Origin of the sequence: Domibacillus indicus (assembly GCF_000970685.1) — a bacterium.
Lineage (GTDB): Bacteria > Bacillota > Bacilli > Bacillales > Domibacillaceae > Domibacillus > Domibacillus indicus.
Genome location: NZ_LAJB01000012.1, coordinates 1 through 20,015, shown reverse-complemented (window position 1 = coordinate 20,015; position 20,015 = coordinate 1). Strand labels below are relative to the sequence as shown.

Annotated in this window: 22 protein-coding genes; 8 read left to right on the top strand and 14 right to left on the bottom strand. The window is 45.2% G+C overall.

Translation table 11 applies throughout. The features are described 5' to 3' along the window. Window positions 1-360: 360 nt before the first annotated feature. Entirely contained in the window at window positions 361-753 is a 393-nt protein-coding gene (locus tag VP98_RS13695) for a (deoxy)nucleoside triphosphate pyrophosphohydrolase (protein ID WP_046175965.1), read from the bottom strand. Between the two features lies 1 nt (window position 754). Continuing rightward, window positions 755-3,652 (bottom strand): DUF3427 domain-containing protein, encoded by a 2,898-nt coding sequence (locus VP98_RS13690; protein WP_046175964.1) that lies wholly within the window; start codon window positions 3,650-3,652, stop codon window positions 755-757. Between the two features lie 445 nt (window positions 3,653-4,097). Between VP98_RS13690 and VP98_RS13685 the strand changes: the two genes are divergently transcribed. Next, the gene (locus VP98_RS13685; RefSeq protein ID WP_046175963.1) at window positions 4,098-4,730 is read left to right on the top strand and encodes a hypothetical protein; all 633 of its coding nucleotides are present in this window, start codon (window positions 4,098-4,100) and stop codon (window positions 4,728-4,730) included. 52 nt (window positions 4,731-4,782) lie between these two features. On the opposite strand, the gene VP98_RS13680 is transcribed toward VP98_RS13685, so the two are convergent. The 6 genes from VP98_RS13680 to VP98_RS18955 form a co-directional block, all read right to left on the bottom strand. Beyond that, window positions 4,783-5,601: an alpha/beta hydrolase gene (locus VP98_RS13680; protein WP_046175962.1), complete on the bottom strand. Its 819-nt coding sequence runs from the start codon at window positions 5,599-5,601 to the stop codon at window positions 4,783-4,785. 316 nt (window positions 5,602-5,917) lie between these two features. Continuing rightward, entirely contained in the window at window positions 5,918-6,538 is a 621-nt protein-coding gene (locus VP98_RS13675) for a polysaccharide deacetylase family protein (protein ID WP_046175961.1), read from the bottom strand. A gap of 568 nt (window positions 6,539-7,106) precedes the next feature. Beyond that, entirely contained in the window at window positions 7,107-8,030 is a 924-nt protein-coding gene (locus VP98_RS13665; RefSeq protein WP_046175959.1) for a DMT family transporter, read from the bottom strand. 24 nt (window positions 8,031-8,054) lie between these two features. Next, window positions 8,055-8,513 (bottom strand): threonine/serine exporter family protein, encoded by a 459-nt coding sequence (locus tag VP98_RS13660; protein ID WP_046175958.1) that lies wholly within the window; start codon window positions 8,511-8,513, stop codon window positions 8,055-8,057. 12 nt (window positions 8,514-8,525) lie between these two features. Then, window positions 8,526-9,287, bottom strand: a complete 762-nt coding sequence (locus tag VP98_RS13655; protein WP_046175957.1) for a threonine/serine exporter family protein — start codon at window positions 9,285-9,287, stop codon at window positions 8,526-8,528. Beyond that, a complete protein-coding gene (locus VP98_RS18955) occupies window positions 9,271-9,426 on the bottom strand; it encodes a hypothetical protein (protein ID WP_156151396.1) in 156 nt (51 codons plus the stop codon). Before VP98_RS18955 ends, VP98_RS13655 begins: the two co-directional genes overlap by 17 nt. A gap of 148 nt (window positions 9,427-9,574) precedes the next feature. Between VP98_RS18955 and VP98_RS13650 the strand changes: the two genes are divergently transcribed. Beyond that, the gene (locus tag VP98_RS13650) at window positions 9,575-10,480 is read left to right on the top strand and encodes an AEC family transporter (protein WP_046175956.1); all 906 of its coding nucleotides are present in this window, start codon (window positions 9,575-9,577) and stop codon (window positions 10,478-10,480) included. On the opposite strand, the gene VP98_RS13645 is transcribed toward VP98_RS13650, so the two are convergent. Further along, window positions 10,477-11,052, bottom strand: a complete 576-nt coding sequence (locus tag VP98_RS13645) for a metallophosphoesterase family protein (RefSeq protein WP_046175955.1) — start codon at window positions 11,050-11,052, stop codon at window positions 10,477-10,479. The two genes, VP98_RS13650 and VP98_RS13645, sit on opposite strands and share 4 nt — an antisense overlap. Before the next feature lie 69 nt (window positions 11,053-11,121). Between VP98_RS13645 and VP98_RS13640 the strand changes: the two genes are divergently transcribed. Beyond that, a complete protein-coding gene (locus VP98_RS13640) occupies window positions 11,122-12,585 on the top strand; it encodes an FAD-dependent oxidoreductase (protein WP_231584184.1) in 1,464 nt (487 codons plus the stop codon). 1 nt (window position 12,586) lies between these two features. Here the strand turns inward: VP98_RS13640 and licT are convergent, their stop codons facing one another. The 4 genes from licT to VP98_RS13620 all read right to left on the bottom strand — a co-directional run bounded on the left by licT (window position 12,587) and on the right by VP98_RS13620 (window position 15,915). Then, complete coding sequence (gene licT, locus VP98_RS13635; protein WP_046175954.1) at window positions 12,587-13,447, bottom strand: BglG family transcription antiterminator LicT; 861 nt, start codon at window positions 13,445-13,447, stop codon at window positions 12,587-12,589. A 168-nt stretch (window positions 13,448-13,615) separates the two neighbouring features. Beyond that, window positions 13,616-14,290 carry a DsbA family oxidoreductase gene (locus tag VP98_RS13630; RefSeq protein ID WP_046175953.1) on the bottom strand — a complete coding sequence of 225 codons (675 nt, stop codon included), beginning with the start codon at window positions 14,288-14,290 and terminating at the stop codon, window positions 13,616-13,618. A 97-nt stretch (window positions 14,291-14,387) separates the two neighbouring features. Next, window positions 14,388-15,401: a PQQ-dependent sugar dehydrogenase gene (locus tag VP98_RS13625; protein ID WP_046175952.1), complete on the bottom strand. Its 1,014-nt coding sequence runs from the start codon at window positions 15,399-15,401 to the stop codon at window positions 14,388-14,390. Window positions 15,402-15,405: 4 nt separating this feature from the next. Continuing rightward, window positions 15,406-15,915, bottom strand: a complete 510-nt coding sequence (locus VP98_RS13620; protein ID WP_046175951.1) for a dihydrofolate reductase family protein — start codon at window positions 15,913-15,915, stop codon at window positions 15,406-15,408. Window positions 15,916-15,963: 48 nt separating this feature from the next. On the opposite strand from VP98_RS13620, the gene VP98_RS13615 reads away from it, so the two are divergent. From VP98_RS13615 to VP98_RS13595, 5 genes are all read left to right on the top strand, one after another. Continuing rightward, window positions 15,964-16,518, top strand: a complete 555-nt coding sequence (locus VP98_RS13615; protein ID WP_046175950.1) for a hypothetical protein — start codon at window positions 15,964-15,966, stop codon at window positions 16,516-16,518. A 121-nt stretch (window positions 16,519-16,639) separates the two neighbouring features. Beyond that, a complete protein-coding gene (locus VP98_RS13610; RefSeq protein WP_046175949.1) occupies window positions 16,640-17,377 on the top strand; it encodes an ABC transporter ATP-binding protein in 738 nt (245 codons plus the stop codon). Further along, a complete protein-coding gene (locus VP98_RS13605; protein WP_046175948.1) occupies window positions 17,374-18,114 on the top strand; it encodes an ABC transporter permease in 741 nt (246 codons plus the stop codon). Before VP98_RS13610 ends, VP98_RS13605 begins: the two co-directional genes overlap by 4 nt. A gap of 61 nt (window positions 18,115-18,175) precedes the next feature. Then, entirely contained in the window at window positions 18,176-18,634 is a 459-nt protein-coding gene (locus tag VP98_RS13600; RefSeq protein WP_046175947.1) for a LytTR family DNA-binding domain-containing protein, read from the top strand. Continuing rightward, window positions 18,631-19,038: a DUF3021 domain-containing protein gene (locus VP98_RS13595; protein WP_046175946.1), complete on the top strand. Its 408-nt coding sequence runs from the start codon at window positions 18,631-18,633 to the stop codon at window positions 19,036-19,038. The genes VP98_RS13600 and VP98_RS13595 overlap by 4 nt, the downstream gene beginning before the upstream one ends. Window positions 19,039-19,070: 32 nt before the next feature. Here the strand turns inward: VP98_RS13595 and VP98_RS13590 are convergent, their stop codons facing one another. Continuing rightward, window positions 19,071-19,871 carry a YihY/virulence factor BrkB family protein gene (locus VP98_RS13590; RefSeq protein ID WP_046175945.1) on the bottom strand — a complete coding sequence of 267 codons (801 nt, stop codon included), beginning with the start codon at window positions 19,869-19,871 and terminating at the stop codon, window positions 19,071-19,073. Window positions 19,872-20,015: the final 144 nt, after the last annotated feature.

Sequence of the window (20,015 nt, the reverse complement as noted above, 5' to 3'; positions counted from 1 at the left end):
AACCATGCCTTCTAGTGCAGCCTTCCGCTTGAAAACAGCGCCTGCACGCTTTCTTGGCTTTTTTATTGGGTTAATTATAACATGGTTTAAAGAATGCAATTGTAAATATTCAGATAATTATAAAAGGGAAATAATACTTAAAAAATTAGTAATTGAGTTTACGTAAGGGAACTCTCATAAAAGATAAAAGTATAAGAAAACGGTTTGTTTTACACCTTTTTAATAAAGGACACACAGAACTATCCATAAATATGGCATATCGTCTGCGCTTCCTCTATCCAGGGTTTATTGCTTTCCTTCTTCCGGCTCGACAATTTCTTTACATAATGAATTCAGCTTAAAGGCAACTCCATGGATCTCCTACTCATTGATAAGTCGGTCAATTGTAGGAATATCAGCAGGCGCCCATTCCAAGCTTTCCAGTTGACTGCGTGAAACCCAGCGGAGTTCGGCATGCTCTTCTGCTACCGGTGTACCTGCCGTAATTTGAGAACGGTATGTTAAGAGATTTACAATAACGGCTTCATATTCATGGATCACTTCTTCGATTTTGCTTCCCACTTCAATTTCACAGGCTAGCTCTTCCCGAACTTCTCTTTTTAAGCTTTGTTCCGGTGTTTCACCGGCTTCAATTTTCCCTCCAGGAAATTCCCACAAATTCGGCAATGTCATGCTTGGAGAACGCAGGGCACATAGAATTTCTTTCTTACTATTCTCAATTACTGCTCCTACAACCCGAACTGTTTTTTTCATCTTAATTGGCTCCTTCGGTTAAGTAGTGATAAAGAGAATGCTCAATCGGCTGTTCCATTATCATATTCATATGGACGACCGGGATCTCTTTTTGATTTTTATCTTGCATTGAAGCTTGTTCAACCGTTTCCTGATCAGGCAGAGCTTTGCCTAAATAATAAAAATCGGTTCCTTCATCATTGTCTTTTTTCATAAAAATATGAATGTCAATGCCGTTTGCCTCTGCCTCGATAATCTTTCTGACTTCTTCAGACTGCAGCGTTCTTTTGCTGCGCGTAAACCATTTCAGCAATTCAGGATTAATCAATTCATCTTCATAATTCACACTGGATTCTACCTGGTCATTTTTATGGTACGTGATAAAAATCGGACACGTTTCATACTTCGTTTTGTACCCGTAAATCGTTGAGCTTTCATCGCTTTTCCAATTTAGCAGCTTGCACACATCCTTCCGCGAATATTTTTGATACAGCGTCAGCGATTGGTCACATTGATAGTTTTTGTTTTTCTCATCTGCCGTCTGGACTACGTCTTCTACAAGCATTTTAAAAAATAAATTTTGTGAAAAGCTATTCCGAACTTTTTCGTTCCAATGGTATATATTATTTTCGAAAATAATAATAGGCTCATCTCCGTATTTTTTACGCGTATTTTGATTAAAGAAAGATAAATCAAAAATACGTTGAACCGATTCGGTCGTTTGCTCATCCAACAAACAGCCGTTTTCACTCAGGTTATTTATATATGACTCTTTATGAATTTGGTTCTCTTGAAGCAGCTGCTTTAACAAAATAATTTCATGGCGCCGTTTTCCGCCCAGTATTTCCGCAGACAGCATTGTTAATACTTGCTGTTCATATCCTGTCAGGCCAGGCACCTTTTCCTTTATGTTCATTAAAAATTGATAGTAATTATTGCTTTTTTCTGCAACAACAACAGGATCAATTGAATGATTTGTGATGAAATCATGTAAAAGCGGCATACGTCCAATTTTGTTTTTTAAATTTACAAAGGCATCTTTTAAAAGCTTCGCGGTATTTAACGTACTATTGTTGATCGCCTTGAAAATTTGTTTTTTTGCAACTTCCTCAAAGTTGATCGTTGAAACGCCGCTAATATAATTTGTCTCGGCTGTTTTTCGTCGAATGTTATCTTTATTTTGTGACTGATCTCCGGAGAGTGCAACCGGGATCATATAGTTATTTTTATAGTTTCCGATAAAATCGATACTGGTCACAAAATCTTTTGAATTATGCTTGCGCAAACCGCGGCCAAGCTGCTGAATAAACACAATGCTCGATTGGGTTTGCCGAAGCATGACAACTTGATTGATACAGGGAATATCAATTCCCTCGTTGAAAATATCAACTGTTAGAAGATAGTCCAGCTCTCCATTTTCAAGCTCTTCTACCCGGTGAAGACGCTGCTCCTGGCTATTGTCTCCTGTTAGAGCGGCTGTGCGGTATCCGCGCTCATTTAATTTAGCCGATAACTCTTTTGCTTCATCTTTTCGGCTGCAAAACATAAGTCCTTTTACCGTCTGTCCAGAAAATCCATAGTATTGAATCTTATCAAGAATATGATCAATTCGACTATCGGAAACAAGCCGGGTAAACGCCACAGTTTCATTAATAAGCTCTCCGTCAATTTCCAGGTCTGTTACTCCAAAGTAATGAAAAGGACAAAGCATATCTTCTTCCAGTGCTTCTTGCAGTCGAATTTCATAAGCTATGTTGTAATCAAACAATTCATAAATATTGAAGTCATCTGTCCGCTCCGGCGTTGCCGTCATACCCATTAAAAAGGCCGGTTTAAAGTGATGGATCACACGCAGATAAGACTCTGCCCCTGCTTTATGTACTTCATCGATCAAAATATAGTCAAACGCATCTATAGCAAACTGCGGCAGCACTTCTTGTTTTGAGATTGTTTGAATGGTTGCGAATAAATAACGGGCCTCAGCCTGTTTGGATGTTCCAGATAGAATACCAAAGTCTTCTTCACTTCCGCCTAAAACCCTTTTAAAATCATTCATAGCTTTTTGCAGGATTTGTTCACGGTGTACGATAAATAACATACGCTTTGGACGAAATGCACGCACATCAAATGCTGATAAATAGGTTTTCCCTGTACCTGTTGCAGAAATAACCAGTCCTTTTTGTTTTCCCGCATCACGAAGCGCCTGGATTTGCTGAAGAGCGGTTTCCTGCATTTTGTTCGGCGTAATTGCCAGAGCCTTTTGAAGAGAATTTGTTTCATAATTCGTTGGAGGCTCGATGACTTGCTGCATCATCCGCTGTTCTTTTGTTGCACGATAGGCAGCCTCATAACGATCAATCCAGTCCTGTGTTAAAATCTCAGCTTTTTCCCATACGTCTTCAAATTGATCTTTGAAATGGTGGACAATTTCTCCGTTTTCGTGAGAAGTGAGCTTCACATTCCATTCATAATTCACTTTTAATGCATGGGCTGTTAAGTTCGAGCTGCCGACAATGAGTGAAAAAGAGTTTCCGTGATCAAAAATATATCCTTTCGCATGAAATCCTTTTACATTTGTCATGCGAACTTCTACGTTTTCAATTTTCATAAGCTCGCTAAATACTTTTGGCTGGTTGAAATTCAGAAAAGTGGACGTTAAAATTCGTCCGCGTATGCCTTTTTGTTTTAAATCAAGCAGCTTTGACTTTAACGTGGCTAACCCGCTTTCGGTAATAAAAGCAACGGAAAACAGAAAGGAATAGCTTTTATCCAATTCTTCTAAAATAGTTGTAAGAACATTTTCACTTTGTTTTCCGTTATTGATCAAAAGCTGTGGCTTAAAATTGCCCGGCTTTGCTTCATGCTGATTGATGAATCCTTTATATAAAGATCCTTGCAGATTTTCAATAAAATTTCCCACAAGCTCACCCTGTTTCTCTCTTTTCCTCTATATTACCATTTAAAAGACCCGGGGCGGATTCTTTCTATCCATTAAAAATGCATACTTTTATCTGCTCATTGGAAAATAACTCCACTTAACCTGACTAATGCTCTTGACAAAAAAGGTATCAGTCCCCTGCTGCTTGGAAAAGGCGGGAACTGATACCCTATGATTTTGTTATACTTTTCTTTTTAAAGGCCGGGGTGCCGAGCTTGCGGCTGTTTTTTTCTTGCTGTTTTTCCGCCCCGGGTTAAAGCCCTCCTGTTTTTTGCAGCCGCATCCGCAGTCACGCTTTTTCATTTTTTCTCACCCCCGCTCTCTCTTACATCATATCCACAAAAAATCCGGCAAGACACGGCCTGGCACTCATGTTGATTGTGATAATCATTTTCACTTATAATGGAACCAGGTGGTGGTGATTGAAATGGATTTAACAATGTTTACGTTTACGGAAGGAAAAATCCCGGCCGGAACGGTTTTTTCCTGGACAAAAGATATTGATATACTGGCAGCGTCCGTCAAAAAAGGACTGGGCACTGACTCTCTTCCTGTGGCGGCTTCTATGTTTATGCGCCGCTATGGTTTGTTTATCGCCGGCCATTTAGCGGTTTTTTCAGCTGAAAGGCGCATTTGGACAGGAACGCCCGATGAGATAGAGGTTGTAATAGGCGAAGGAGAGGCTTGGCCGATTTTGTTTCAGCTGTCTCATCAAAAATGGGAGAAGTGCGGAGAAGAAGGAGCCGAAAAAATAGCAGCGCGGCTTGTTGATCCTGTTGTTAAGCTGCTGGCGAAAAACGCCAGGCTGCCCGCGGTTATTTCACGTGAAAACATTTTCGGCTACGTACTTTGGATGTATGTGCATATAGTGAAGGATACAAGGGATTTGCCGCTTTTAAAGCAGTACGAACGATTTCTGCAGAATCGGACGCCTGAAGAAGCAATGGCAAACTTCAGCCGGCTTACGTGCTGTTTATATAAAGAAGTGCCTGGCTGTGAAAAGTGTTCATACTGCCCTCTTTTAAAAGAAAAACAGTGCGGAACGGCAAAAACATTGTAGGCAGAATAGTCTCCGCTTTATAATGGCTATTCCGCCTGCAAAAGCATAATGTCTAGGCCCTCTCTTCAATCCACTCGTAGATTTCCTGTAAAATTTCGTCTTTTTCTTTTTCTTCATTTAGAATTTCGTGATACAGCTGCGGGATTATACAGATGGATTTGTCTTCAGATGAAATGCGCTCGTATAAATACCTTCCTGAATCAGCAGGAACGATCTGGTCATTTTCGCCGTGAAGAATGAAACAAGGATATGTGTATAGAGGAAGTTTTTTCAGCAGCTTCTGTACACCTTCATGGAAAACGGACGTTAACAGCTGCACTGTGAATTCTTTTAAATTGTACGGGTCATTTTCATAGTCTTCGACGATAGCCTGGCTTCGGCAGATCAAGTGAGAAAGTCCATTAGGAATCCGGGTCAATGCTTCTTTTTCCATATCAAGCTGCTTCAAATCTTCAAAAGCCGGCAGTTCCTGAATGACCGGGCCGGAAAAAATTTGACCGGCGAGCGTATCTTTATGCTGGACACCGTACGCTGCTGCAATAAAGCCGCCCATACTATGGCCAAGCATAAAAAGCGGCAAACCCGGATAGTTATGCTGGGCTGTCCTGACCACTTTGTGGGCATCATCAACGAACTTGGAGGCATCCTCTATATAGCCCCTTGCCCCGCCGGATTTTCCATGTCCCCGGTTATCAAAGCGGTAAACAGCGTATCCATACCCGTTCAGTTTTTCTGTGACATACTCATACCGGCCTGAATGCTCACCGAGCCCATGGACAATAACGATCACTGCATGCGGATTCCGAGGTGCATCCCTTTGCACATACAGCTCGGTTCCGTCAAACGAATGCAGAATCATTTCTTTTTTCATAAAGATCCCTCCTGCATAAAGATAATTAAATCTTAACACCTGGCTTCTTCCATTAATATCGCTTTCTTTTCTTATTTCCCCGTTTTTTTAAAATAACACAAAAAAGTCCGCCAAATCGGCGACTATTGTTTCTTTGCCCTTCTCGCTTCAACAATTGGAAGAGCAGTGATAAAAATTCCGGCTGTGACCAGCCATATGAAAGCAAGAGCCGACCAGCCTTTGAAAAAGGACAGGCTGTATTCATAGCCGGATAACAGAAAAAGACTGCCTGATTAAAGGGCAGTCTTTTTCTTTTTCTGGTATTGCTGCAGCCTGGCTAACAGCCGGACAGCCGCAGCAGCTCGCTCACTGTAACAAGTTCGTAGTTTTGCGCTTTCAGCTCGGGAACCAGCTTCCGGACAGCTTCGATCGTTTGAGAACGGTCCCCGTATCCATCGTGAAAAATGAGGATGCTGCCATTTCCTGCCCACTTTACCGTTTCGTTGAATATAAAATCAGCTCCAGGCTGTTCCCAATCACGAGCCCCAAGGTTAAGCGCACCAATCATTGGATAGCCCTTTTCTTGAATAACCGATTCGGTTTCTTCGCTATAATCAAGGTAGGGAGGCCGGAACACAACCGGCTTTTGCCCGGTTATCTTCTCTGTAATAACTTCATTTCTCGCGATTTCCTTGACACAATCCTGCCGGTTCAATTCGGACAGCTTTGCATGTGAATAGGTATGGTTCCCGATCTCATGTCCTTGTTCAGCGGCTCTCCTGGCCATATCCGGATGCGCATTTATTTGCTCTCCGATCATAAAAAAGGTCGCTTTGCTTCCATGTTCTGAAAAAATCTCAAGTACCTGCGGTGTGTAGACGGGGTTCGGGCCATCATCAAACGTAATGGCAATCGCTTTTTTAGATGTTTTAACTTCATTGATCAGTATTCCGCTCAACGCTCTGGCTCCTCTCACGTCTTATTTGCTCCCTTTCATTTTTCAAGGCTTCCATATCTTGAAACAGCGGCTGAGTGCCAAAAAGCTGAAAAAGTATAAACAGTTATCATAGCAGCGGTGGCGGCCTGGACTTTGTCTTTTTTTTTCGGCAGCTTCTCGTTCCTGAACTAAGGCATTCAACTTTTTTCAGCAGACATTTTCTATCCCGAGGAATTCAAGTTCTTTCTCCAGTTCCTTCGGGCTCATGTTCTTCGCGCTTTTTTTGTGGGGCATGGTTTCCGTTCCTTTCCCCGGGATACAAAAGGGACTGTTGCCACAGAGTCAAGATTAAACTCTGCGGCGGTTAGAAAATAAGAGGCCCCTGTTTTCCAGCGGCAGTGTAATACTTTCATTGTAAACGCTTCACCACGCTCTGCACAACCATTACGTGGAGCCGGCGCCATTCCCATTCTTTTATTCAAGGAATGGTACTGCGTTTATGCCTCTTATTAAGTTTAAGTTCTCCAGATTAATAAATTTCTTTTCCAACAGCATGAAGCCGGACTTTTTTAGCCCGGCTTCATGTTGTTTATTTATTTACCTCTGCCACGGACTTCCGCCGCTTTCGAATCATTTCCTCCAATGCTCCCGATCCCATTAAAACACCGGGTACAATGAGCAGAAGGCCCAGCCAGTGATAATAATAAATCGGTTCACCGAGAATGACCGCTGAACCGACGATCGAGAAAAAGGTGTTTAAGTTTAAGAAAATTGCCGCTTCCGCAGGCCCGATTTTTGTAATCGTGTTGTTGTATACTAAGTGGCCGACAGCGGTCGCACCGACAGCTGACAGCAGAAACACAACGATCATCGTAACGTTTACGTTTGCAAGCGAGGCAAGCCCTGCCGGTTCCAGGAGAAAGCTGGTAACCAGCAGCCCGAGTGAGCCAAACAGCTGCATGTAGCCTGTTAACAGCAGCGGGTCCATATCCCGGCCTGCCCGGCTTACGAGGATAAAGCTGAATGCCTGGGCAGTAATGGATAAAAAGATATACAAGTCACCGAGAACAAACCCGCTTACTCCGCCACCTCCGCCGAGCACCGTCACAAGCACACCGGCAGTGCCTGTGGCGATCCCGAGAACCCGTAGAAAAGAAAGCCCCCGGCGGAAGAAAATGACAGACATTATCGCCGTTAAAATAGGTCCAAGTCCAAGAATGATTCCTGTATGTACAGCACTTGTTCCAGCGGCACCAAGCCCTAAAAATAAATGATGAAAAAAGACGTTAAACAGGCCCCCGCCTAAAATAAACTTCCAATGATAAATCGCCGGCCAGTGCACCTTTCCCATTCTCCCTAAAATTAAGAACACAACAAGTGAAGCGATAAAAATTCGAAAGGCGGTAATTGTTACCGGCTCAAATGTGCCGACCAGCATTTTAATGAGCGGAACATTAAAGCCCCAGATCATCATCACGAAAATCAGCAAAATATATGGCTTTATTCTTTGCAAAATGCCCCTTCTTTCTTTGCCTGCTTATTTTCTTGCAGACGCTTTTGTTACAGCTGGTTTTCTTCGGAGAATCAATTGATAAAAAACGTCCGATAAAATCAGCCCGAGTGCAATAGACCCTGAAATCATAAACGCTTTTGCTGCGAGATTGATCGCGGTATTATAATCGTTCTGGACAAATGAGCGCATGGCGCGGTAAGCCGTACCTCCGGGAACAAGCGGAATAATACCCGCGATTGTAAAAATAATGACTGGTGTTTTATACACCCTTGCGTAAACGTGGCCAATCAAGGCAATCGTAAAAGCGGCTGCCACGGTTGATGGGAGCGGGTCTATTTTGTTCTCCGATAAAAAGTAGTACACCATCCAGCCGGCCATTCCGACCGTTCCGCACTTAAACAGCAGGCTTTTTGGCACATTAAACATAATGCCGAAGCTTGCCGCAGCCAGAAAGCTAAACAGCATATTGGTTAAAATGGTCAAGCTCACACCTCCTTAAATCAGCGTCATCACAACGGCAATCCCTGTTCCAATAGCCAGCGCCGTCAACAGGGCCTCCGCTCCTTTCGCCAGTCCGGAAAGAAAGTGGCCGGCCATTAAATCCCGAACCGCATTGGTAATAAGCAACCCCGGTACAAGCGGGATCAGCGTTCCGACAATGATCCGGTCAAGATCACTGCCAAGGCCCATGCGAAAAAGCAAATAAGCGGCCCCCCCGCCGGCAAGGGCAGCAATAAAATCCGAGAAAAACATGGTGGGTACAATGTCTGCTACTTTTAAAACGAGAAAGTAGGCAAGCGCTCCTGCCAGCATAGCAGGAAGAACATTGTCCCATGAACCTTTCAGTAAAATGACAAAACAGCCGCTTGTGGAAGCCGCCGCTGCTATCTGCATCAGGAATGAAAAAAACATGGGCGCTTTTTGAATCGCCTTCAGTTCTTTATATGCTTGAGAAACAGTCAGCTCTCCTGCGCTGATTCTTCGTGAAATGGCGTTAACTGCACTTACTTTATATAAATCTGTTGTCCGGCTGGAAATTCTCATTAGCTTTGTTTTCGTCGGTTCATCCGTTTCAATGGAAAACATAATGCCTGTCGGTGTCACAAAGCTGTGCGACTCTTCAATGCCGTACGACAGCGCAATCCGCATCATCGTATCCTCCACCCGGTAGGTTTCTGCTCCGCTCTCTAACATAATTTTTCCCGCGAGCAGGCTGACGTCCATGATGTCATACTGTTTTTCAAGCAAGGCATCCATCCGCATCACCCCATTCGTTATCAATGCCCCCATTATAGACGTTTACGGACATAAAAAAAAGCCCGCCGGCTCGATTGCTGACGAGTTCTTCTTTACCCTTTTCGAATGCAGCCAAACGGTTTGCCAGCCGGTTTTTCATCTGCTTTATTTCTGCTTATGAAAAACAGCATTTTGTCTTATACATGAAGACAGCCGATTCGCCTGCAGCAGTCTATGGAAATCCGGCTATTTTGCTTTTAAAAGTTTTGATATGATAAGAAAGGAGATGAAATGGAGATGAAACTTCTTTGGATTTATTAATGATTGTTTTGCCGGCCTTTCTTATTTTTTTCACTGGTTACATAGGACAAAAACTGATCGGGTTCGAGATCAGATCTATTTCAATGGCCGCCCTTTATTTAATGTCGCCTTTTCTTGCCTTTCGCACATTTTATACAAACGAGTTAACAATGGAATATTTATACATAACCCTTTTCTGCCTGATTTTATCGCTTGCCTTAATTATTGTTGTGCTGATTACCGGCACATTTATGAAAGCATCCCGGCAGAAAATGGCCGCAATGATTCTCGGCGGCGTGTTTATGAACAGCGGTAATTACGGAGCTCCTGTCGTGCTCTTTGCTTTTGGTGCAGCCGGTTTTGACTATGCCGTTATTATTATGGTATTCCAGGCATTTTTAATGAATACAATTGGCTTGTTTGCGGCGTCATTCGGCGGTGAGGAAGAAACAACTCTCAAGCAGTCCCTGCAGCGCGTTGTCCGGATGCCGGTTCTGCATGGCGCCATTCTTGGCATTGCCCTGCAGCTGCTTCATGTCCGAATTCCGCCGACCTTTATGGATGCGATTGGCCTTGTTGCGGATGCGTCCATTCCAACGGTTATGATTGTACTCGGCATGCAGCTGGCAGTCATTGCCACAAAGCGGGTTGAATACAAATATGTTCATGCCGTTTCTATTATTCGGATGGCTGTATCGCCGCTTCTGGCGGTTCTTATTGTCTCGTTTATCCCGGTCAACGATTTACTAAGGGACGTTATGATTCTGCTCGCAGCAATGCCGGCAGCCGCCAATACCACCATGTTTGCCATTCAATTCGGAACGGAGCCGGATCTTGTCTCGTTCACTACGCTGATTACCACCATTTTGAGCATTGCGACAATCCCGCTCGTTTTGTTTTTTATCGGTGTTTAATCCACCTTCATAAAGGTAACCGTTTTTGCATCGGAGTCATACAGGACCCATTCGCGTGAGCCCCAGACAGCGCCGGCATTAATGCCATATCGCTTCTTCTTTAAGAAAACCGGCTCGCCATATACAAATGGCAGCCGTTTCTTTTTCCTGTACAGTCCTGCCTCATGACTGTGTCCGAAAAACAGAAGCGGTGGATCCGTTTTGGGCAGAACCGGCAGCCAGTCCTTTGTCCACCTCCATTGATGGCCATGCATAATAACAGCTCCGTCAATAATTATTTTCTCGGGAAGCTGTTTAAAGTCATCACGCCCGGTCACAAGCATAATCCGCTCTTCCTGATTGCCTCTCACTGATGGAAAAGTGAGAAGCGGCGCAAACTCCTTCGGCATACGCGCTGCTTTTTTCATTGGTATATCCCGGATTGTCTCCGCTTTTCGCTTTCCAATATTACACTCATATAAATCACCAAGCCCGATTATTTTTGCATCAGGCACGCATTGGCTGATATGGGCGAGCACCGCTTTTGTATCTTTTACACTGGAATGCAGGTCTCCCAGCAGCGCATATTTCATCTAATCGTCTTCCTCTCAAAAAGTTTAAAATTGCATCTGTCTTCTCTTTTTTTCACAATGGAGAAAGAGGTGATTTTTTTGCATACACTTATTATCGGCGGCGGCTTTGGCGGATTAACAGCCGCAGCGCTTTTGGCAAAAACCGGGCATGACGTCACATTAGTGGAGGCATCCTCGGAGTGGGGCGGCTGCGCTGGAAAGTTCCGGCGCCGGGACACACTGTTTCCTGTCGGAGCCACACTTGGTATGGGGTTTGAGCGGGGCGGCCTCCACGAACGGGTACTCCGGCTTCTTGGCAAAAAAGTGCCGGTGCGCCTGCTCGATGAGGTAATGACCATTCATTTTCCGAGCGGGTCGATTCCTTATTACCGCGATCGCGAAAAGCACCTTGCTTCTCTTTGTGACTGCTTTCCGCACGCAGCGAGCCGAATTCGCGCTTTTTACAGCGAGCTGCGGGCAATTGCGGCTTCGATCCGCAGGCTGATGAAGCCGCTCCCTGCTCTGCCGCCGAAAACCGCCGGCGAGTGGGCTTATCTTTTCTCTTCTCTCCGCCCTGAACATATCAAGCTTGCTCCTTTTGGCCGAAAAACATTGATGGACCGGCTATGTGCCCATGGCCTTGAGAAAGAAACAGCGTTTGTCCGCCTGCTTGACGGCCAGCTGATTGACAGCATGCAGACAACGTCGCGCCATGTTTCTTATTTAATGGCTGCAACAGCCCTTGATATTTATCATGAGGGGGCTTATTACGTGGAAGGCGGCTTGTACCGCGCAGCGGAAGTGCTGGCCGAATCAATCAGGGAAAACGGCGGTGCTGTAAAGAAAAACCGGAGAATTGTTTCCATAAAAAGAAACAGCGGCTGGACCGCTGTCGATCAGCGCGGCAATGAATACCACGCAGAACATATTATTTTTAACGGCGCGATTCAGCAGCTTCCATCACTCACTCCGGAACTGTCCGGAAAGCATCGGGTGATGGCAGGCACGCCTACATGGGTGACGCATACTTTGTACCTGACGCTTAATAATGCGGATCTCCCTCTATCATTCCCGCTGTTCCAGCAAATATCAGCCGATTCGATGAGCGAGGGCAGTCACTTGTTTATGTCCGTCTCCGCGCCGGATGACCGGCTGCGTGCGCCGGAAGGAAAACGGACCATGACTGTTTCGACTCATTCCTCGCCGGACTGCTGGTCATCAAAAAAACAATATGATGCGTATAAGCCTGCTTTAACAGAAAAAATGCTTTCCCTTATTGAAACAGTTTACCCGAATTTTCGAAAAGCCATTTTAGCTGCCGAAACGGGTGCACCAAAAGCTTGGGAACGGTATACACTTCGGCCAGGCGGATTTGTCGGCGGCTTCCCGCAGACAGCCGGCCACGCACTGTTCGGCTCCTTATCGCACCGTACCGGCCTGCCAAATCTCTGGGTGTGCGGCGATTCAATTTTTCCCGGCGGCGGCACAATCGGCGCAACAGCGAGCGGAATTCACTGTGCACGCTCCATTGCGCCCGGCTTGTTTGAGCTTTAAACTAGCCCTGCCGGTTTAGCTCCTGCCTTGAAGTAACACGATGGATATGAATCGTCAAATATACTTTTTCATCGTTTGACACCGGCCAGTTAAATGTTTTTTCCACATAGGCTGCCACTTTTTCACTGCAGGCGAATGCTTCAGGATACCGGGCCTGTACCTGCGTAAACATGAAATCATCACCGGGCACTGCTTCTGTCTTTTCACGGCGGACAAGGCGGATAGCAAAGAAGCGCAGATGTGTTAGGAATCTCTCGTAATTGATAGATGTTTCGTCAAGCTCCATCTTATAATGATATTTTACAATGTTCAGCGTATCATTAACGACCTTGACAATTTGAACGGCTGAATCCAGCCCTTCACCGGATACCCGGCTGTTGACGAGATGAAGGGCAATGGACGCCGCTTCATCTTCTTCCATCCGGATGCCTGCAACTTCTTCAATTACATCGAGCGCCCGCAGCCCGATTTGAAATTCTTCTTGATAATATTTTTTTATTTCCCAAATAAGGGCGTTACGCAATACCATTCCCTGCTTGTGGCGTGTAACCGCAAAGCTGATGTGATCCATCAGCGCTACGTATACGTAATCGTCCATGCCGGAGCCGAGTTTGTTTTTTGCCATTGAAATAATCCGGTCTGCAATGGCTAAATACTCTTCCGGCACTTCCCGCAAAAGCTCGCCAATTTTGTCGGATACTCCCCGGTTGTCGAGAACAAATGTTTTTTCTACTTTATCAGGCTCGACCATTTCACCGGCTTTTTTTTGAAACGCGAGCCCGCGCCCCATGACGACCATTTCCTGCCCTTTGTTATTTTGAGTGAGCACGACATTATTATTAAATACCTTCTTAATCTCCATCTGCTTCCATCACACCTCCGCCTTATTGGAAACAAAAAAACCCGAATTTGTCCACCGGAAATACACATCCAGCACAAATTCAGGTTTTGCCTGCCTACCAGTAACAATCCTGATTTTCGTTCTTTTTGGAAACGCTTACTACTTTTTTACCATATTCAATCTTCACTGTCAACAGCCGTCTCCATCGCACCATTCTGTTTTTTCAGCGATTACCCGCTCGTCCGCAGCGACTTTTTCCAGTACTTGTTTAAACGCTTCGACAGACTGGGCACCCGAGACTGCATATTTTTCGTTAAACACAAAAAACGGTACCCCCTCTATTCCAATCTCGCGGGCTTCTTCCTGATCGTCCCGGACGCGGCTGCTGTATTTGCTGCTTTTCAAGACATCCATCGCTTCTTCTTTGTCCAGCCCCGTTTCTTCTGCCAGCTGTGACAGTAAATCAAAATCTGCGATATGCCCGGATTCTGTAAAATAGGCTTTGAAGACCCGCTCGGTAAATTCATTCATTTTTCCTGTTTCCCTGGCAAAATGAGCCAGGCGGTGGGCATCATGTGTATTCGCTAAAATCAATGTGTCCATGTTGTATTCTAAGCCGGCTTCTTTTGCCTGCTCGGCCAGCTGGTCATTCATGGCTTTTGCTTTTTCCCGTGTCATACCGTATTTTTTCGCCAGTGCGCTGTGCACGTTTTCTTCTGATTTGCGCGGGGCCTGTGGATCAAGCTCAAAACTGCGGAATTCTGCTTTTATATTTCCATCAAACTGTGCAGCCGCCTGCTCAAACCGGCGCTTGCCTATATAACAAAACGGGCATGCAAAGTCAGACCAAATTTCTACTTTCATCGTTCTCCACTCCTTTTCTTTAGAGTAGGAGGAAATAAGAAGAGCCGCAACTAATCTGCCTGCGGCCTGAATTATGCTTGTTTTGCAAAGAGCGGCTTTAATTTAAAATCCGGTACAGCTTGTCATCGCGTTCTGCAGGGGTTCCACGTCCGTCTGTATTATTGGTGACAAAATATAAGCTCCTGCCATCAGAAAAAACATCCCGAATACGTCCATGGCCTTCTACTTTTTGGGCGGTCTCACCTGTTTCAGGATCAATTTCCAAAATGGATTCTCCACGGAGAGAAGCGGCATACAATTTACCCTTATGCCAGACCATGCCGGACGGGGCCCACGTTTCATCACTCCCTGATGTCACAAGCGGAGCCTGCAGCCCTTCTGCTTCTTCCGTTCCTTCAATCAGCGGCCAGCCGTAGTTGCTGCCTTCTTCAATAAAATTGATTTCATCATTTGCCGACTGCCCATGCTCGGAGGCATACATTACCCCGTCATCCGACCAGGCAATGCCCTGCGGATTCCGGTGGCCCAGACTGTAAACAGCGGCTTCTCCTGATTCAGCAATTCGAATTATTTTTCCATTTAATGATTCAGGGTCCTGGGCAGCTTGTGGATTGGAGGCATCGCCAATCGCGGCATATAACGCTCCGTCCGGTCCAAATTCCAGACGGCCGCCGTGGTGGACATTTCCGGATTCAATGCCATCAAGAACAATTTTTGTTTCATCCCACTGTGAGCCCTCCAGCTTCAGCACGACAATCCGGTTATACGGCTTTCCGTCTTTGTCATACGTATAGTAAGCATACGCTTCCTTTGACTCACTAAAGTCAGGCTTCAGCACAAACCCGAGCAGGCCGGTTTCTGCCGTTTCGGATAGCGGCGCATTCAAATTCACCTGCTGATGCTCTACTTGTCCATTTTCCACCCGGGCAATCGTTCCCGGCCTTTCGGAAATATAAAATACATCCTGAGCCTGCTCAATCGACCATGGAACATGTAAACCCTGCGCTTCTGCCTCAATTCTTTCTTCTTCCGCTGCCTGTTCTTTTTGCTCCGATTCCTGCGCTCCGCATCCTGCCAGCAATACAAGCGCGGCCAGCCACTTTTTCGCCATTGTGTCAGTCCTTTCGCTTATAGTGAATGGATACCATATCGCCGATTTTTTCTGCACTGACGAGTGAAAGATCTGCTTTCGTTCCTATGGGAAACAAAGGTATACCGCCGCCCAATACTTTGGGAATGACTGTAATATACACATCATCAAGCAAATTATAGGCAAGACAGTCTTTGACTACCTTGCCCCCGCCGACAATCCAGACGTTTCCCTCTGCCCGTGCCAGCACTTCCTGGAGCGGTTCATTCGTAAACGTGACATGCTCGGTCTGGCCTTTTAACTTCTTCGACAGCACGTAGCACTTCTTCCCGGAATAAGGAAAATCATCGGTCAGCTCCATTACTTTTTCATAGGTGCTGCGTCCCATAAGAAGCGAATCAATGGTTTCATAGAAAGCCTGATAGCCATTATCTCCTCCGTCTCCTTCCACTTCATCCAGCCAGCCCACCGAGCCGTCTTCTCCTGCAATGTACCCGTCCAGACTCGCCGCAATATAAAGAATTTTTTTGCCCATCTTTCTCATCCTCTCCCGTATAATCAGTTTAAAAAGGGGGTTTTGATATTGACAGCTGCTTCTCTTCATAAACGTGAGCTGGCTGCGATTCTCGGCGGATTTCCAGGCTTTATTGAACAGCACGCAGACCAGCATAAACTGGAACAGCTCTACCGTACATGGATTCCGCTTTTAAGTACATATGTGACACACGACGCAGTGGAAGCAGCCATTGATGAATGGCACGCGATGCTTCAAGACTATTCTTTGTGGCTCCATTATATCGAAGAACAGCTCGCTCTTACAGTGAAACCTGTTATTCAAAACATACTGGAACAATGGAAGCAGCCATTTGTTTTTGCCGGGAGCCGGACTGCAGAAAACACATTTACCGGCTGGAGCAACGGAAATAAGCTTCGCATTCAAAGCGAATATACCCATGTAATTGGCCTGGCACTGCCAATGGAGGCAAACTCGGCGCTGCTTGTCCACTTCTTTGAAACGGAGGAGGAGTTTGAAGAGCTGCTTGACGAAGGATTTTCCCAGGCAGCAGGTTTAACAAAGCAGGACTACTTGAATACGCATTATTTAACGTGCCTGTCTTTTTTAAGTGACAATTCGTAATGCAGGTTACCTTTTCTTCCCGGCCGGTGACCGTTCATCCTTTGCATGTTAGCGGGATTTGAATGCCGGCCGTTTGTTTCTCTTTTATACTGTACGTATCAAGAGAAACGGGGGAGAAACAATGAACGTTGTGGAAGTGCAGAACCTTCATAAATCGTATGGAAACCGCCACGTATTAAAAGGCATCCATTTTGAGGCACACGCCGGGGAAATTATTGGCGTGATCGGAAAAAATGGCGCCGGCAAATCAACTTTTCTTGAAATCATTATGACGTTGAAATCCTTTGATCAGGGGAAAGTGCGGCTGTTCGGCAAAAATATTGAAGAAGCGCACGGCGCCGCTTTAGATGAGCTTCGCAGAAATATTTCCGCTGTCCTTCAGCCGACACAGTTTTATAAATCACTAAAGGTAGAAGAGCTGCTCCGCTTATTTAAAGCGTATTATCAATCCGATGTAAGCATCGAGCAGATGATTGCAGACTTTAGCCTTGCTTCTCACCGAAAAACATATTTTGAAAAATTGTCGGGCGGCTGGAAACAAAAAGTAAGCCTCGCCATTGCTTTTTTGTCCAAACCGAAGCTGCTCATTCTTGATGAACCGACAACCGGTCTTGATCCGCATATGCGCCAGACACTCTGGGCGTATATTCAGCATTATAATCAGAAAGCAGGAGGAACGGTTATTCTTACCACCCATTCAATGGATGAAGTAGAGCGCTTTTGCGACAAGGTGATGCTGATTGAGAATGGACGGACAAAGCAATTTGATACAGTGAGGCGGATCATCGCTTCCGGTTATCAGTCGATGAATGATTATTACCTTCAAAATGTGCCTTCTTCAGAGGAGAGTGTGTCATGATTGCCACCCAGCTTAAATATGATTTGCTGATGTTTTTCCGGGAAATCTTCTATGTGGTGTTTTCACTGCTCGTTCCGCCGGCAACCTATATTTTTTTAGGCCAGCTCTTTAAAGAAAGCACTTATTCCGGTCTGTCTTATGCAGATATGGCCACGCCATCCTTTGTGCTGCTGATTGCATTCACCGTTATTTTTTTCGCTTTTGGATTCGACCAGGTTGCCAGCCGGTCGGAGGGAGTGGAGAAGCGCATTCTGCTTTCACCGGTTTCGTCTAAAACCCTGCTTATATCCAGTGTTTTAAAATCGATTATCATTACAAGCTTTGGCTTTCTGTTCATTCATGCGATCGGTTTTTTCCTTTATGACTTATCCTTGAAGCCTGTACAGCTTGCTGTTGCATATACGCTGTTTTTGCTGCTCAACGCTGTTATGATGACTGCTGCTTCTGCTGTTTACTCGTTTTTCAAAAATATGAAGAGCGCTCTCGTGTTTTCCATTATTTGTTTTCAAGTTGTAATGATAACCGGCGACTTTTCTTTTCCGGTTAACATGATGCCTGATTTTGTGCAGGCTGCAGCCAGGGCAAACCCAATGTATCATATGAACCATTTATTTATTGATGTCTGGAACGGGCAGCTTGCCTGGAACAGCAGCACCTGGACAGCCGTTTCTTTTTTGAGCTTTGTTTTTGTTGGATCGTGTATTATTCTGTCTCTGCCTGGCCGGAAAAAAGTGTAAAATAATATGTGAAATCACTTATTCAACTTGTATAACACTATTCGGCAAGGAGGTTTTGTTTGTGAAAGTATCGCTTGATATTGACAGTGACCACGAGCAAACAAAAGTAACGATTCACTGCAGGGAAATCGATGAAGATATTAAGGAGATTCTGGATTTTTTGAAAGGACGGGAAACAGAGTTTCTCGTTGGCAGAAATGGCGACATGCAGCATATTTTAAAGCCGGCGTCCATTCACTATTTTCACACCGCGGAAGAATCGGTAATCGCAGTAACAGATGAGGGGGCCTTTAAATTAAAAGAAAAGCTGTATGAGCTTGAGAAAATGCTGCCGGCTTCAAGATTTGTCCGCCTGTCAAAATCGGTGATTGCCAATTTGCACGAGCTAAGCCGCTTTGAAGCTTCTTTTAATGGAACACTTTGTGTTTACTTTAAATCGGGCGCTAAAGAATATGTCTCCCGCCATTACGTCAGCCATATTAAAGAAGCGCTTAACCTGAATAGGGGGAAAAACAAATGAAACGATTTCTATTACAAGGCGCAGCCGGCGTTTTTTTCGGAGCCTTCTTGATGACGCTTGCTGTCTTTGCAGCCGTTTGGACGGGACAGGAAAGCTTAAATGGCAGTCTTTTCGTAAAAAATGCGATTGGCTTTATGCTTTGCGGCTGGCTTTTTGCTGTGACTCCTCTTTTCTTTGAAATTCAGTCTCTTCGGCTTATCCAGCAGACCGCCCTGCACTTCTTCGCCGCTGCCTGTCCGTATTTCGTTCTGGCCTTCACCATTGGCTGGGTTCCTTTTAATCTTCAAAGCGCTCTGTTCGCTGTTCTTGTCTTTTTGCTGATTTACGTGATTATCTGGCTCAGCTTTTACTTTTACTTTAAAAGAGAAGCTCGCCGAATGAACGAAAAATTGAATCGACTGTAAAAAAAGAAGACTCCATACTTATTAGGAACCTTCTAGCGGCGGGCATTTTCCGCATTGAGCAGCCCGCCAAGCAAAATCACAACCGCTGTTAAATAAAACCAGAGGACGAGAACGATAATCCCTGACAGCTGCCCGTATAAGCGGGTGTAGCTGAACATGGAGGCATACGTGCCAAACAGCCAGGAGACCACCTGCCAGCCGAGCGAAGCAAACAGCGCACCCGGCAGGACAAATTGAACAGTCTGCCGCTCATTCGGCACTATTTTATAAAAGGCGATAAAGAATGCCACTAAAAATAATGTTCCAAGCCCCCAGCGGGCAGCTGACCAGCTGCCAAGCCAGCCGGCCCAATATTCAATTGTATCCGACTTTGCGATCAGCTCTCTTAAAAACCTCTCTACCAGCGGAATAACAAGGGACATTGGTACAATTACCATGAAAATAAGCGTAACACCGAAGTCGCGCAAAAGGCCTTTCCAAAACGGCAGGTCCCTCGCAATACCATTTGCATCATTCAGTGATCTTCCAAGCGACTGTACAGCCATTGAGGACAGCCAGAAGGTTGACACCAGGCTCAGTGACAGGATTTCTTCCTTCTCCGCCGACAGAACGGCTCTAACGTTTTTTTCAATCAGGGAAAAGGATTCACCCGGTGCATAAGGACGGACAAACTCAAGGATAGCTGCTTGATTAATGGGAAAAAAGCTGATTAAGGAAAGCATAAAGATAATAAACGGCACAGCGGACAATAACAAATAGTATGCAGTCTGCGCTGCCTGGTCATAAAAGCGCTCGCTGAAAAAGCGGGCCAGCATTTGCCTGAGCACTTCCATCCCTTCACCTCCCTCATTGTTTCCCTGGAGCTGCAATCGTCCCAGCTTTTACTCTGCTCCTCAAAAGACCTTTCATTTTATTCATCTCATTAGAAAGTATGTGTGTACCGCAGGTCCTTCATTCAATCAATAAAAAAGATGCCT